At 72.7% G+C, this 13,066-nt stretch carries 12 protein-coding genes; 8 read left to right on the top strand and 4 right to left on the bottom strand.

The window, feature by feature from the left end:
- Positions 1-178: 178 nt before the first annotated feature.
- A complete protein-coding gene (locus tag AB0K09_RS05595; protein ID WP_366063985.1) occupies positions 179-1,804 on the top strand; it encodes a translation initiation factor 2 in 1,626 nt (541 codons plus the stop codon).
- On the opposite strand, the gene AB0K09_RS05590 is transcribed toward AB0K09_RS05595, so the two are convergent.
- Positions 1,792-3,888 carry an NB-ARC domain-containing protein gene (locus AB0K09_RS05590; protein ID WP_366063984.1) on the bottom strand — a complete coding sequence of 699 codons (2,097 nt, stop codon included), beginning with the start codon at positions 3,886-3,888 and terminating at the stop codon, positions 1,792-1,794. The genes AB0K09_RS05595 and AB0K09_RS05590 overlap by 13 nt on opposite strands.
- A gap of 103 nt (positions 3,889-3,991) precedes the next feature.
- Between AB0K09_RS05590 and AB0K09_RS05585 the strand changes: the two genes are divergently transcribed.
- Positions 3,992-4,432, top strand: coding sequence for a hypothetical protein (locus AB0K09_RS05585; protein ID WP_366063983.1), 441 nt, complete (start codon positions 3,992-3,994; stop codon positions 4,430-4,432).
- Positions 4,433-4,439: 7 nt separating this feature from the next.
- On the opposite strand, the gene AB0K09_RS05580 is transcribed toward AB0K09_RS05585, so the two are convergent.
- Positions 4,440-4,979, bottom strand: a complete 540-nt coding sequence (locus AB0K09_RS05580) for a hypothetical protein (protein ID WP_366063982.1) — start codon at positions 4,977-4,979, stop codon at positions 4,440-4,442.
- 152 nt (positions 4,980-5,131) lie between these two features.
- Between AB0K09_RS05580 and AB0K09_RS05575 the strand changes: the two genes are divergently transcribed.
- On the top strand, positions 5,132-6,130 hold the full coding sequence (locus tag AB0K09_RS05575; RefSeq protein ID WP_366063981.1) for a TAXI family TRAP transporter solute-binding subunit: 999 nt from the start codon (positions 5,132-5,134) through the stop codon (positions 6,128-6,130).
- Here AB0K09_RS05575 and AB0K09_RS05570 read toward each other — a convergent pair.
- Positions 6,120-7,562: a HAMP domain-containing sensor histidine kinase gene (locus tag AB0K09_RS05570; protein WP_366063980.1), complete on the bottom strand. Its 1,443-nt coding sequence runs from the start codon at positions 7,560-7,562 to the stop codon at positions 6,120-6,122. The two genes, AB0K09_RS05575 and AB0K09_RS05570, sit on opposite strands and share 11 nt — an antisense overlap.
- A gap of 15 nt (positions 7,563-7,577) precedes the next feature.
- Positions 7,578-8,282: a response regulator transcription factor gene (locus AB0K09_RS05565; RefSeq protein WP_366063979.1), complete on the bottom strand. Its 705-nt coding sequence runs from the start codon at positions 8,280-8,282 to the stop codon at positions 7,578-7,580.
- Between the two features lie 251 nt (positions 8,283-8,533).
- Here AB0K09_RS05565 and AB0K09_RS05560 point away from each other — a divergent pair, with 251 nt between their 5' ends.
- The 5 genes from AB0K09_RS05560 to AB0K09_RS05540 all read left to right on the top strand — a co-directional run.
- Positions 8,534-9,310, top strand: a complete 777-nt coding sequence (locus AB0K09_RS05560; RefSeq protein WP_366063978.1) for an amino acid ABC transporter ATP-binding protein — start codon at positions 8,534-8,536, stop codon at positions 9,308-9,310.
- A 152-nt stretch (positions 9,311-9,462) separates the two neighbouring features.
- Positions 9,463-10,383: a glutamate ABC transporter substrate-binding protein gene (locus AB0K09_RS05555; protein ID WP_366063977.1), complete on the top strand. Its 921-nt coding sequence runs from the start codon at positions 9,463-9,465 to the stop codon at positions 10,381-10,383.
- A 12-nt stretch (positions 10,384-10,395) separates the two neighbouring features.
- A complete protein-coding gene (locus AB0K09_RS05550) occupies positions 10,396-11,046 on the top strand; it encodes an amino acid ABC transporter permease (RefSeq protein ID WP_366063976.1) in 651 nt (216 codons plus the stop codon).
- The gene (locus AB0K09_RS05545) at positions 11,043-11,960 is read left to right on the top strand and encodes an amino acid ABC transporter permease (protein ID WP_366063975.1); all 918 of its coding nucleotides are present in this window, start codon (positions 11,043-11,045) and stop codon (positions 11,958-11,960) included. The genes AB0K09_RS05550 and AB0K09_RS05545 overlap by 4 nt, the downstream gene beginning before the upstream one ends.
- A gap of 233 nt (positions 11,961-12,193) precedes the next feature.
- Positions 12,194-13,066: FAD-dependent monooxygenase (locus AB0K09_RS05540; RefSeq protein WP_366063974.1), on the top strand; the 873-nt coding region annotated here is incomplete at its 3' end.

The following is a 13,066-nucleotide window of genomic DNA, read 5'->3' as shown; positions in this document are numbered from 1 at the left end:
CCGGCGACGCCCACCGGTACGATCGCGTTCATGCGCGGGACGCCTGTGACGGACTCACTCGGAGCGGCACCCCTGGTTTGCGCCTCGCCGAACCCATTGATAGCATGATCGATTTTCGCCAGCAGGCAGCAGGCAGCAGGCAGCAGGCAGCAGGCAGCAGGCAGCAGGCAGCAAGGCCGTGCTGTTCGCCGTTCGCTCCGCCGGTGCGTTGCACCGGCTGCTGGACGTCCTGCCGGTCTTCGACGGTGACGAACGCATCGTCAGCCGGTTCACGCTGGTGCCGGGCTCGGACTTCGACGTCGACGCGCTGGCGGTTCTGGAGAGGTCCGGCGCCCGCCTCGTCAACTGGCAGGACATCCCCCACCGCACGTTCGACCTCGTCCTGACGGCCAGCCCGAAGGGCGCTCTCGGAGCGCTGCGCGGCCCGCGGGTGCTGCTGCCCCACGGCGCCGGCTTCAACAAGTCGATCGCGGGCGAGGGCTCCGCGCGCCTTCCGTCCGGGCTCGACCCCCATTTCCTGCTCGAGGGCGGCCGGCCCTGGGCCGATCTGCACGCACTGGCGCACGGCGACCAGCTCGACCGCCTCGCCGAGCACTGCCCGCCGGCCGCGGCCCGGGCGACGGTGGTGGGAGACCCGACGCTGGATCGCGTACTCGCCTCAGGTGCCCACCGGGACGGCTACCGCGCCGCCCTGGGCACCGGTGAGCGCCGGCTCGTCGTGCTGACGTCCACGTGGGGGCCGGAGTCGCTGCTGGCGCGGCGGCCGGAACTGCCCGCGGCGCTCGCGGCGGGTCTGCCCCACGACGCGTACCAGCTCGCGCTCGTCCTCCATCCCAACGAGCACAGCAGGATCGGCGCGTACGACCTCTCCCGGCACCTCGCGCCCGCGCTGGACGCGGGCACGATCCTGGCCGCACCGCACGAGGAATGGGCCGCCCTGCTGGTCGCCTGCGACGCCGTGATCACCGACCACGGCTCCACCGCCCTGTACGCCGCCGCTCTCGGCCGTCCCGTCATCGGCGCGTACGACGGCGGGAGCGAGCTGATACCCGGGACCCCGATGGCCGACCTGCTGGAACAGGCGCCGCGGCTGACCGGACCCGCGAGCCTGGCGGAGGCCTTGCGGGCGGCTGCCGGGCAGGACTCCCGCAAGTTCGCCGACGCGGCCTTCGACCTGCCCGGCCGGTCGCTGTCCCGGCTGCGCGACGAGCTGTACCGGCTGCTGGGAATCCCGCCGCGGCCGGCTCCCGTGCGGCCGCGCGCGCTGCCCGCTCCCCGGGGGCCGGCCCGCCGGCCCGCGGCCCACGCCGTGCGGGCCCGGGTGGCGGGAGACCGGGTCGGCGTGGAACGGTTCCCCGCCTTCACCTCCGAGCCGGCGCACCATGTGGCGGCCGAGTTCCCCGACGCGAGCGGGCGGCAGATGCAGAACGCCGCAGTCGTATGGCGCCGCTCCCGGCCCGCGCCCTCCGCACCGCACACCAGCGCGTGGACGGCTGCCGGTTGGACGGCCCGGGTTCTGGACGAGTGGCCGGGCTGCCGGACCGCGGCCGCTGTTCTCACACCGGAGCGGTGCCTGGTCAGGCATCGTTCCGGCGGGGTGTTCGGCGTCCGTGTCGAGCCCTGCCGGAGGGACGGCCGCATACTGCGGGCGGACCCGGCGGCCGTGATCTCCGCGATCCACGCCTGGCTGGGCGCCGCTCCCGGGCGCACGGTGCCGGCCTCACTCGTGTGCGAGGTCGGCCCGCTGTCCGTCCGGGTCGTCCTCGCCGCGGCCGACGCACCGGACCTCGACTACGAGCTGTGATCCGCTGCGGAAGAGCCCCCGGCGCGTTCCCTCAGCAGCCGGGCCGCCGTCCGGTGCTCGTCCGCCTCTGCGGTCTCACCCATCTCGTCCGTGAGGTCGGCCAGTTCCTCCAGGACGCGGACCTCGTCGGTGGTCGAGCCGCGCTCGCGGGCGCTCGCCAGAGCGGACCGGAACAACGCGGCCGCTTCCGCGGCCCGCCCGAGCTGCCGCAGCGCACGGCCGAGTTCGAAGCCGGTCCGCGCGGTCATCCGCTCGCGGTCCTGTTCGCGTGCCATGCGGTGGGCGTCACCGAGCAGCTCGGCCGCCCGTTCCGGCCGGCCCATGCCCAGGGTGGCGCGGCCGAGCAGATAGGTCTGGAGCAGCACGCCGTACGCGTTGGGGATCGCCGCGTGCTGCTGCCGTGCGCTCTCGAAGTCCGCCGCGGCGGACTCCCATGCGCCCCGGGCGCACTTCAGCTTGCCGCTGAACTCCAGCACCGAGGCCCTGAGCTTGCGTTCGGGCTCGGAGTCGCCGAGGGACCCGGCCGCGTTCAGCGCGTACCGGAGCTGTTCCGCGGCCTGGTCGTACCGCTCCTGTTCCCACAGCGGCCTGGCGAGCTGGCATCGCATGCGGATCATCGCCGGCAGGTGCTCCGCGTGCTCTGCGGCGGACAGGCCGCTGCGGAAGGCGTCCAAGACGTCCTCGTAGTGCGGGTGGTCGAGGAAATGCGTCCACAGCGGCTCGCACAGCGCCCACGCGTCGTCGTACAGCCCGGACCGGAACGCGAGCCGGACGCAGCCGTACAGGGCGAGGCGCTGGGCTTCCATCCAGCGCAGCGCCTCCGCCTTGCCGGCGAACTCGACGTCCGGGACGCCGGGGAGGGGCGGTTCGGGCGCCGCGAAGGTCATGCGCGGGCCGGCCGCCAGCGCGTCGGCCCGGCCTGCCTGGCGCCGGTACCAGCGGATCAGCCGGTGCCGGGCCTCCTCCCGCTCCGCCCCCGCGGGGTCCGCCCGGCGGGAACGGCGCTCCGCGTGTCCGCGCAACAGGTCGTGCATCCGCTGCCCCTCGGGCCGGCTCTCCAGCAGGCCCGCCGCCTCGGCCTCCTCCAGGGCGTCCTCGGCGGCCGGCAGATCGCAGCCCAGGAGCGCCGCGGCGGCCGGGGCCGTGACGGCCGGGGCCGGGAACTGCGGCAGCAGGCGGTACAGCCGCGCGGCTTCCGGACCCAGCCCGGCGTACGCCGCGTCCCACACCGCTTCCACCATGGGGATGCCTCTCTCGTGCAGGGTGGCGGTGAGTTCGGCGACCAGACGGGTCAGGCTGCGCCGGCGGTGCTTGCGGATCCACTGGCCGGCCACCTGGAGCGCCGCGGGCAGACCGCCGCAGCCGCGCGCGATCTCCCGCGCGGCGTCCGGCTCCGCCGCCAGTCGCGGGTCGTCCACGATGTGCGTGAGCAACCGCACCGCGTCGTCGACGGCCAGCGGGCTCATCGGGACCTCCACCGCGGCCACCCCGTCCAGGTCGGGGAGCTGCCCCTGGCTGGTCACAATGGCCAGGCCCGCGGCGGACGCCGGGAGCAACGGGATGACCTCGGTCCCGTACCGCGCGTTGTCGAGCACCATGAGCAGGCGCTTGCCCCGGGTACGCGTCCAGTACTGCTTCGACCGGCTCGCGAAGGACCGTTCCAGCCAGTCGGGGGCGACGCCCAGCCCCGTCAGCAGTTCCCCGACCGCGTCCGCGGCCTCGACCAGCCCATCACGGCGCAGGTCGTCGAGGTCGAGGTAGAGCACGCCGTCGGGGAATCCGTCGCCGAGCCGGCGGGCGAGATGGAACCCGAGCGCCGTCTTGCCGATGCCGCCGATCCCGGTCAGGGCGACCACCAGGGGACCCGGCCGGCCGGAATGGCCGTCGACCGCCTTCAGGACGCGCCGCTGCTCGTCCTGCCGGTCCTCGAAGTGGGCGGGCGCGGGCGGGACCTGGAAGGGGACCGGAGGCGGCGGGGCGGCCGCCGCGTGCACGTGCTGATGCACCTCGCCGATGTGGCGGGCCTGGAAGACCGCCCCCACCTGCGCCTGCCCGTCCACGCTGTTGTACGTCTCATCGGCCACACGCGAACTCTACGCACACAGAACGCGCATGACGGGTCACCAGGTTGACCCGCGGCGTCCTACGATGTGCACCCACCCGCAGACGAGACAGGGGAGCGCGTCCATGGATCCGATCTCGGCAAGCGTTCTCGCGGCACTGGCCGGCGGCGCCGGCGGGGAAGCCGGCCGGCAGCTGTGGCAGGGGCTGGCCCTCCTGGTACGGCGCCCCTTCCGCCGCGGCGATGACGGCCGGGGGGCGGACGGGTCCCTCGACCCGGGCTCGGGCCAGGCGGAACTGTCGGCGCTGGACGAGGCACCCGCCGACGTCGACCGTGCGCACGCGCTGGTGACGGCGCTGCAGGCGCGGGCCGCGCTGGACGCGGAGTTCCGGGGCCTCCTCGCGGAGTGGTGGCGGCGCGCGCAGTCGGTCGACGCGGGCGGCATCGTGCACAGCCACATCAGCGGCGGAACCCAGAACGGCCCGGTCATGCAGGGGCGTGACTTCTCCAACATCACCTTCACCGTGCCGCCCCCGGCGCCGCCCGCCACGCCGCCCTCGGCCTAGCCGCCGCTCACAGCCAGCTCACCCGGGCCTCCGTGACCGGCTCACCGGACGGGGGCCGGGCCAGTTCGCCCTTCGCCACCCCGTCGAGCAGCCTGCGCACCGCCGCCATGACGTCCGGCACCGCCTTCCGGAGCTCCGCGGCGTCGTCCGGACCGGCCTCGTCCGCGGCCATGCCCGCCTCCGCGAGCAGGCCGTCGAGGTCCGAGAGCCGCTCGGCCACCCACTCCAGGGGCGCTTCCGACAGTCCCTCGGCGAAGACGCGGTGGCCGGGGTTCCAGCCCTTGAACCTCGGGTGGTGGTGGGCGCGGTCCAGGCTCCCGGCCGGGCCCGCCACCGACTCCAGCAGGTCGGCCCGCCAGACCGGGCGGTCGACGTGGATGGGCCGGGCGTCGTAGATCGTCCCCTGGAGCGGTCCCCGCCGGAACAGCCGGACCTCCAGCCGGACGCCTCGTTCGGCACCCTCCTGGCCCGGGATCGGGTCGGGGTCGACGAAGTAGAGGTCGCTCGCCACCACGCCGATCCGTTCGAATCCGAAGGCGTACAGCATGAGTCCTCCCGGAGCTCTGCGCCGGTGCTCTCCTTGTGCTCTCCGTGCTCTCCGTGCTTTCCCGCCAGTGTGGGCGGCCGGGCCGGCGCCGTCACCCCGGTGTGACCACATGCGGCCTGGTACGGGCGGGCCATCGCTGGCAGGATCCGACCGTGCTCCCCCGACTCCCCCACCTCACCGGCCGCCGCGCCGTGCGGACCGGCGCCGCGGCGGCCGCCGTGCTGGCGCTGCTGCTGTGGTGGCTGCTGCCCGCGGACGACGGGCCCACGCCGAGCGGGCGGATATCCTTCGCGACCGGCGTGCCGACGGGCGTGTACGCGAAGTACGGCGCGCTGCTGAAGGAGGACCTGGGCCGCGACCTGCCCGCGCTGGACGTGACGCTGCGGCCCAGCCAGGGGTCGCTGGACAATCTGGGGCAGCTCACGTCGGGGGAGGTCGACTTCACGCTGGCCACGGCGGACGCGGTGGCGAACTACCGGGACCGGCGGCTGCCGGGCGCGGACCGGCTGCGGGCCTGCGCGCGGCTGTACGACGACTACATGCAGCTGGTCGTGCGCGACGACTCGCCGGTGCGGTCGACCCGGGACCTGAAGGGGAAGCGCGTCGGGGTGGGCGCGGACGAGTCCGGGGTGCAGCTGATCACCAAGCGGCTGCTGCGGGCGGCCGGGCTGGACTTCGAGAAGGACATCACGCCGGTCCGGGTCGGCATCGACCGGATGCCGGGCCTGCTGGAGCGGGGCGAGCTGGACGCGTTCTTCTGGTCCGGCGGGCTGCCCACCAACGCCGTGCAGTCCCTGGGCCGCCGTACGCCGATACGGCTGGTGCAGCTCGGCGATCTGATCGGCCCGCTGCACGCCCTGGGGCCGGAGACGGACTTCTACCGGGCCGCGGTGATGTCGACGGACGCCTATCCGGAGCTGCACACCACCCAGGCCGTGAAGACGATCGCCGTCGCCAATCTGCTGATCACCATGGAGGACACCGATCCGGATCTGACCGAGGCGGTGACGCGCACGGTGATACGGAGCAGGGACCGCATCGGCACGAAGGTGCACGCGGCGCAGAAGGTCGACCTGCGGACGGCGATCTTCACCAATCCGCTGCCGCTGCACGCGGGTGCGCGCCGCTACTACGTGTCGGTCAAGCCCTGATCCTCGCGCCGTGGCCTTCCCGCTCCCGCGGCGGCGCGTCGCGCGGCAGGGAGATGGTGGCCCGCAGTCCGGTCGGCTCGTTGTGCGCGTACGACAGGGTGGCGCCGCAGGCGGCGAGCAGGGCGCGGGAGATGGACAGCCCCAGGCCGGAGCCGGAGACGTTCTGGTGGCGGCTGCTGCGCCAGAAGCGGTCGCCGACGCGGGTCAGTTCCTCCTCGGTCAGGCCGGGGCCGCCGTCCGCGACGGTGACGGTGACGCGGTCGCCGTCGACCCCGACGAGGACGTCGACGCGGGCGTGCTCGGGGGTGAATTTCAGGGCGTTGTCGACGATGGCGTCGAGCGCGCTGGACAGCGAGATCGGGTCGGCCCAGCCGGTCGCGGCCGAGGGGCCGCTGTAGGTGAGGGTGACGCCTTCCCGGTCGGCGACCGGTGACCAGGCGTCGACCCGGTCGGTGACGATCTCGGCTATGTCGGTGAGCTGGAGGTCGGCGGCGGCGTGTTCGGCCAGGGCGAGGTCGAGCAGGTCGTCCAGGACCCGGGCCAGCCGTTTGCCCTCCGCGCGCACGGAGGCGACCTCGTCGTGGCCGTCCGGGAGGTCCAGGGCCAGCAGGTCGATGCGGAGCAGCAGGGCGGCCAGCGGATTGCGCAGCTGGTGCGACGCGTCGGCGACGAAGGCTCGCTGCTGTTCCAGGACCTCCTCGACGTTGTCGGCCATCTCGTTGAACGACCGTGCCAGGCGGCGCAGCTCGGGCGGTCCGCTGTCGACGACGACGCGGGAGTTCATCCGGCCGGTCGCTATGCCGTGCGTGGCGGCGTCCAGGGTGCGCACCGGCCGCAGCACCCAGCCGGTGAGCCGGAAGGCCGCTCCGACGGCCACCAGCATGGCGGCGGTCTCGCCGGCGGCGAGGAGCAGCCACTCGTGCAGGATGCGCGAGCGCAGTTGCCCGGTGGGCGAGTCGGTGACGACGACGGCGACGACGTCGCCGTCCCGGATGACGGGCGAGGCGACGGTGAGCCGGCCGCGCTGCCAGGGCCACACCTGCCCGGGGTCGTGGCTGCGGCGGCCGGCCAGGGCCTCCTGGAAGGCCCGGCGGCCCTCCCCGTCGGGAGGGACCCGCCAGTCGGTCGGGGCGACGGCCATGACGGCTCCGTCGCGGGTGAAGACACCGGCGCGGATGCCGTACAGGTCCTCGTAGCGGGTGAGCTCGGTGCGCAGGGTGGTGAGCCGCCCGTCGTCCGTGTCGTCCTCCTCCGCGAACGGGCGGATGGAGACGAACTGGGCGAGGGCCGCGAAACGGGCGGTGTCGTCGATGCGGTCGACGACGACGCGCTGCTGCTGCACGGCCGCCATGCCGGCGGCGAGCGGCAGGCCGAGCGCGAGCAGGACGCCGGCCATGAGGACGATGAGGAGCGGAAGGAGTCGGGTGCGCACGGGTCCCCGCAGCCGTCACGCCGGGAGGACGATTTTGTAGCCGACGCCGCGCACCGTCTCGATGAGCGCGGGCAGGCGCAGCTTGGAGCGCAGGGAGGCGATGTGCACCTCGAGCGTGCGTCCGGTCCCCTCCCAGCTGGTCCGCCACACCTCGCTGATGATCTGTTCGCGGCGGAAGACGACGCCCGGGCGCTGGGCGAGCAGGGCCAGCAGGTCGAACTCCTTGCGGGTGAGGGGCACGGTGGCGCCGTCGACGGTGACACGGCGGTTGGGCAGCTCGATGGTGACCGGTCCCAGCCGGAGCGTGGGCGGCTCCGCGCCGTCGTGCGGCTGCCCCGGGGGGCTCTCGGCGTGCGGAGTGCGCCGGGCAACGGCATGGATACGGGCGAGCAGTTCGCCGGTGTCGTAGGGCTTGACCACGTAGTCGTCGGCACCCAGGTTCAGCCCGTGGATCTTCGAGCGGGTGTCGGCGCGGGCGGTCACCATGATGACGGGCGTGCTGGTGCGCTTGCGGATCCGGCCGCAGACCTCGAAGCCGTCCTGGTCGGGCAGGCCGAGGTCGAGCAGGACGACGCCGAACGGCGTGCCCTCGTCGGGCAGCAGCGCCTGCAGGGCCTCCTCGCCGCTGCGGGCGTGGACGACGTCGAAGCCGTGCCGTGCCAGCACGGCCGACAGGGCCGCGGCGACATGGTCGTCGTCCTCCACGAGCAGCAGTCTCATCGGCCTCCTCCGGGCTGTGCGCAACACCGCATCCACGCCGATGGAAGCCCGGCGCGTCAAGGGGTTCTGCCCCCGCGCGCCCTTCTGTTATGCACCCGGTACGCCCGCGCGCCCCGCCCTGCCCCGTTGACGCAGAGTGTCCGTTTGAAGCCGGATCGTTATGCTCAATTTCAGCTCAGATGTAATGACGCTGGTCGTTGTAGCTCATTAGGGTCCTGCCCACATCGAGGAGGACGGAGCGAGGAACGCCGATGAGCGAGGAATCGGTGACCGGCGACGCGGGGCCCCCGGCCGACGCACTGGTCGTCCTGAGCAAGGTCAACAAGCACTTCGGCGCGCTGCATGTGCTCCAGGACATCGACCTGACCATCGCGCGCGGCGAGGTGGTGGTCGTCATCGGCCCGTCGGGTTCCGGCAAGTCGACGCTGTGCCGCACCATCAACCGGCTGGAGACGACCGATTCCGGGTCGATCACCATCGACGGCAGACCGCTGCCCCAGGAGGGCAAGGAGCTGGCCAGGCTGCGCGCGGACGTGGGCATGGTCTTCCAGTCCTTCAACCTCTTCGCCCACAAGACCGTGCTGGAGAACGTGACGCTCGGGCAGGTGAAGGTCCGCAGGAAGGACCGCAGGGCCGCCGAGGAACGGGCGCGGGAGCTGCTCGACCGGGTGGGGGTCGGTGCTCAGGCCGACAAGTACCCCGCCCAGCTGTCCGGCGGTCAGCAGCAGCGCGTGGCCATCGCCCGCGCGCTGGCCATGGATCCCAAGGTGATGCTCTTCGACGAGCCCACCTCGGCCCTCGACCCGGAGATGATCAACGAGGTGCTGGAGGTCATGCAGCAGCTCGCCCGCGACGGCATGACGATGGTCGTCGTCACCCACGAGATGGGCTTCGCCCGCTCCGCCGCCAACCGCGTGGTCTTCATGGCGGACGGCCGGATCATCGAGGAAGCACGGCCGGACCAGTTCTTCAGCAACCCGCGCAGCGACCGGGCGAAGGACTTCCTGTCGAAGATCCTCCACCACTGACCGCGGCCCGGCCCCGCCCGCCCCGCCCGCCGACGGGCGCCCGCGAGCCGGCCCGGCCGGACCGCCCCCATCTCTTCACCCCCTTTTCCGCCGTGCCGCCCTTCCCCCGGCAACCGGCCCGCAACGCCCCGCAGACGCAAAGGATGTTCACCATGAAGCTCCGCAAATCCGCCGCAGCGGCCGCCGTGGTGCTGGCGCTCGCCGCCTCCGCGACCGCCTGCGGCAAGTCGGGCAGCCCCGACGACAAGGACGGCGCCAAGGCGAGCGACGGCTCGTCGGCCCCCGCGCTGCCGACGTACAAGGTGAACACCTCGGCCGACGTCAAGGACTCGCCCGTCTTCGAGAAGATCAAGGGCAAGGAGATCACGATCGGCACCAAGGCCGATCAGCCCTTCCTCGGCTTCGAGAACCCCAGCACCAAGAAGCGCACCGGCTTCGACATCGAGATAGCCAAGATGATCGCGGCGGACCTCGGCTTCGACGAGGACCACATCAAGTTCAAGACGGTGCCGTCCGAGGCCCGTGAGACAAAGATCGCCAGCGGTGACGTCGATCTGTACGTCGGCACGTACACGATCAACGACGAGCGCAAGAAGCAGGTCGGCTTCGCCGGCCCGTACTACGTCGCCGGCCAGGCGCTGCTGGTGAAGAAGGACAGCTCCATCAAGGGCCCGGACGACCTCAAGGGCAAGAAGGTCTGCTCGGCCACCGGCTCCACCCCGCTCAAGCGCATCAAGGAGGCGCGCTACGGCGTCGCCGAGGCCAAGGCCCAGCAGGGCTACCAGCTGTGCGTGCAGGACCTGGTCAACGGCCAGACCGACGCGGTCACCACGGACGACGCGATCCTCAAGGGCTACGCGGCCGAGAACAAGGGCGCCCTGAAGGTCGTCGGCAAGTTCTCCACCGAGCCGTACGGCGTCGGTCTGAAGAAGGAGGACGCCGCCCTGCGCGAGGCGGTCAACAAGGCCATCGAGGCGCACGAGAAGAACGGCGACTGGAAGAAGGCGTACGACGCCACTCTGGGTCTGTCGGGAGCCGTCGCCGAGATGCCGCCCGCCATCGAGCGTTACTGACCGGCGGTCGCCGTGAATGTTCTGTCCGACCACTTCGCGATGTTCCGCGAGGGATTCCTCGGCACCGTCGAACTGACGGCGCTCAGCGCGCTGCTCGCGCTCGTGCTGGGCACCGTCGTCGCGTCCTTCCGTGTCTCGCCGGTGCCCGCCCTGCGCGTCTTCGGCACCGCGTGGGTGACGCTGCTGCGCAACACCCCGCTGGTGCTGCTCTTCCTCGCGGTCACCCTCGGCCTGCCCGCGCTGGGCCTCAAGGGCTGGGACTCCTTCTGGCTCGCCGTGCTCGCCCTGGGCTGCTACACCTCGGCCTTCATCTGCGAGGCGATCCGGTCCGGGATCAACACCGTGCCGGTGGGCCAGGCGGAGGCCGCCCGCTCCATCGGGATGACCTTCGGGCAGACCCTGACCCAGGTCATCCTCCCGCAGGCCACCCGTACCGCGATCCCGCCGATCGGCAGCCTGCTCATCGCGCTCGCCAAGAACACGGCCATCGCCTCGGGCTTCAACGTCACCGAGCTCGGGACCACGATGAAGTCGCTCAACGCCGACTTCGGCTACAACATCTTCGTGATCTTCCTGTGGATCTCGATCGGCTACCTCATCATCACCTTCGCGATCAGCGGCCTGTTCCGGCTGCTGGAGAGCCGACTGGCGGTGGTCCGATGAGCGGCAGCGTCCTCTACGACGTCCCCGGCCCGAAGACGCGGGCGCGCAACCGGCTCTACGGCGCCCTGTCCACCGTCGTCCTGCTCGGCCTGATCGCCTTCGTCCTCTACAGGCTGGACGACACCGGCCAGTTCCAGGCCGGGCTGTGGGACGACTACGAGTACAGCGACACCCAGCAGCGGATCCTGGACGGCCTGCTGACGACACTGAAGACCTTCGCCCTCGCGGCCGTGCTGTCGCTCGGGCTCGGCGCGCTGCTGGCGGCGGCCCGGCTCTCGGACCACCGTCCGGTGCGCTGGGCGGCCACGGTCGTGGTGGAGTTCTTCCGCGCCATGCCGCTGGTCATCATGATCTTCCTGCTGTCGGCGGCGATCTTCGTCTCCGACCCGATGTGGGCCCTGGTCATCGGGCTGACGCTGTACAACGGCTCGGTCCAGGCGGAGCTCTTCCGCTCCGGCGTCAACGCGGTGCCCCGCGGCCAGAACGAGGCCGCATACGCGCTCGGGCTGCGCAAGACGCAGGTGATGACCGGCGTCCTCATCCCGCAGGCCGTCCGCACGATGCTGCCGTCGATCATCAGCCAGCTCGTGGTGACCCTCAAGGACACCTCGCTCGGATTCATCATCCTGTACGAAGAGCTGCTCTTCGTGGGCAAGTCGTTCGCCCAGCAGACCCAGCCGGTGAACGGCGTCTACGCCTTCATCCCGATGGTGATCGTCTTCGGTTCGATCTACATCCTGCTGTGCCTGGCGCTGTCCGGCGTCGCCTCCTGGGTCGAACGGCGCACACAGCGCTCACGCAAGGGCAGGCCGACCCCGCCGCCCGCCACGGGGGCCGCCGTCATGGCCGATCCCGGGCACTCCGCGGACACCACCGGGGGCGCCTCCGGCGCGGACGGCCCCACCGTCCACTGACAGCAACACGGGTGACGCCCCGTCGGCCCCTCGGGACCGGCGGGGCGCACGCGTCCGGCGCACCGCCGCGCCGTCGCTGATCGCTTGACGCAAGCAGCGGCAATGGGTTGCATACGTTCTGTGATCGCGCACCGTTTTCCGCCCGCCAGTCCCCGTACGTCCCGTACGGTCTCCCCGCACCGGACTCCGGTTCCGCGGGACGCCGGGCGGGACGGGAAGCGGGAGGCGGCCCCGTGGACCCGGTGATCGTCGTCGGGGCCGGCCCGGTCGGGCTGGCCCTGGCCCTGTCCCTGGCGCGGTACGAGGTGCCCGTCGTCGTCCTCGACGAGTCGCCGGCCGACGAGGCCGTGGCGGAGCGGCGCCTGGCCCGTACGGCCGTGCTGCGGCCGGGGACCGCCGCGCTGCTGGAGCGGCTCGGGTGCGCCACGACCGAGGGCGCCCGCTGGACGGGCTGGCGCACGCTGCGCCGCCGGTCCGAGGTGGCCCGGGTGGCGTTCGCCCCGCCGGGCCTGCGGGGGAAGCCGGAGGAGGAGCCCGGCGAGGAGTTCGAGGAGCCCGGCCCGCCGGAAGCGGCGGGAGAACCGTCTCCGCTGCACATTCCGCAGCACGCCCTGACGCGCGAACTGCGGGCGCTGCTGGAGGCGGAGGAGCGCGTACGGATCGTCCAGGACAGCCGGGTGACGATGCTGCGCCAGGACGCCACCGGTGTCAGCGCCCAGCTGCGGGGCGAGACCGGCACGCCCTGGCGCGCCTCCTACCTGGTCGGCTGCGACGGGGCCCGGTCCGTCGTGCGCAAGCTGCTGGGCGCGCGTTTCCCGGGGCGTACGGCTGTGGAACGGTACGCCGTCGCGGCCCTGCGCGCCGAGCTGCCGTGGCCGGGCGAGGCGGTGCTGCACCGCTCGCCGCCGCGCGGCTGCGAGGTGACGGCCCGTCCGCTGCCGGACGGGGTGTGGCGGCTGGACTGGCCGCTGCCGCCGGACGGCGCACTGGTCACCCCGGACGTCCTGCTGATGAGCATCGCCGAGCGCCCCACCGCGCACCGGCTGACCCGCCCCTTCCTGGGCACGGGGGTGCTCGGCGGCTTCACCACCTTCTCCACCTACGCG

The organism is Streptomyces sp. NPDC049577, from assembly GCF_040675635.1.
Taxonomy (GTDB): Bacteria; Actinomycetota; Actinomycetes; order Streptomycetales; family Streptomycetaceae; genus Streptomyces.
This window is presented reverse-complemented; position numbering and strand designations above follow the sequence as displayed.

What these genes read in the sequence shown, in the direction of transcription:
- AB0K09_RS05565 (WP_366063979.1), bottom strand. Translation starts at nt 8,282, where the DNA reads ATGAGACTGCTGCTCGTGGAGGACGACGACCATGTCGCCGCGGCCCTG.
- AB0K09_RS05555 (WP_366063977.1), top strand. Translation starts at nt 9,463, where the DNA reads ATGAAGCTCCGCAAATCCGCCGCAGCGGCCGCCGTGGTGCTGGCGCTC.
- AB0K09_RS05560 (WP_366063978.1), top strand. Translation starts at nt 8,534, where the DNA reads ATGAGCGAGGAATCGGTGACCGGCGACGCGGGGCCCCCGGCCGACGCA.
- AB0K09_RS05585 (WP_366063983.1), top strand. Translation starts at nt 3,992, where the DNA reads ATGGATCCGATCTCGGCAAGCGTTCTCGCGGCACTGGCCGGCGGCGCC.
- AB0K09_RS05545 (WP_366063975.1), top strand. Translation starts at nt 11,043, where the DNA reads ATGAGCGGCAGCGTCCTCTACGACGTCCCCGGCCCGAAGACGCGGGCG.
- AB0K09_RS05580 (WP_366063982.1), bottom strand. Translation starts at nt 4,979, where the DNA reads ATGCTGTACGCCTTCGGATTCGAACGGATCGGCGTGGTGGCGAGCGAC.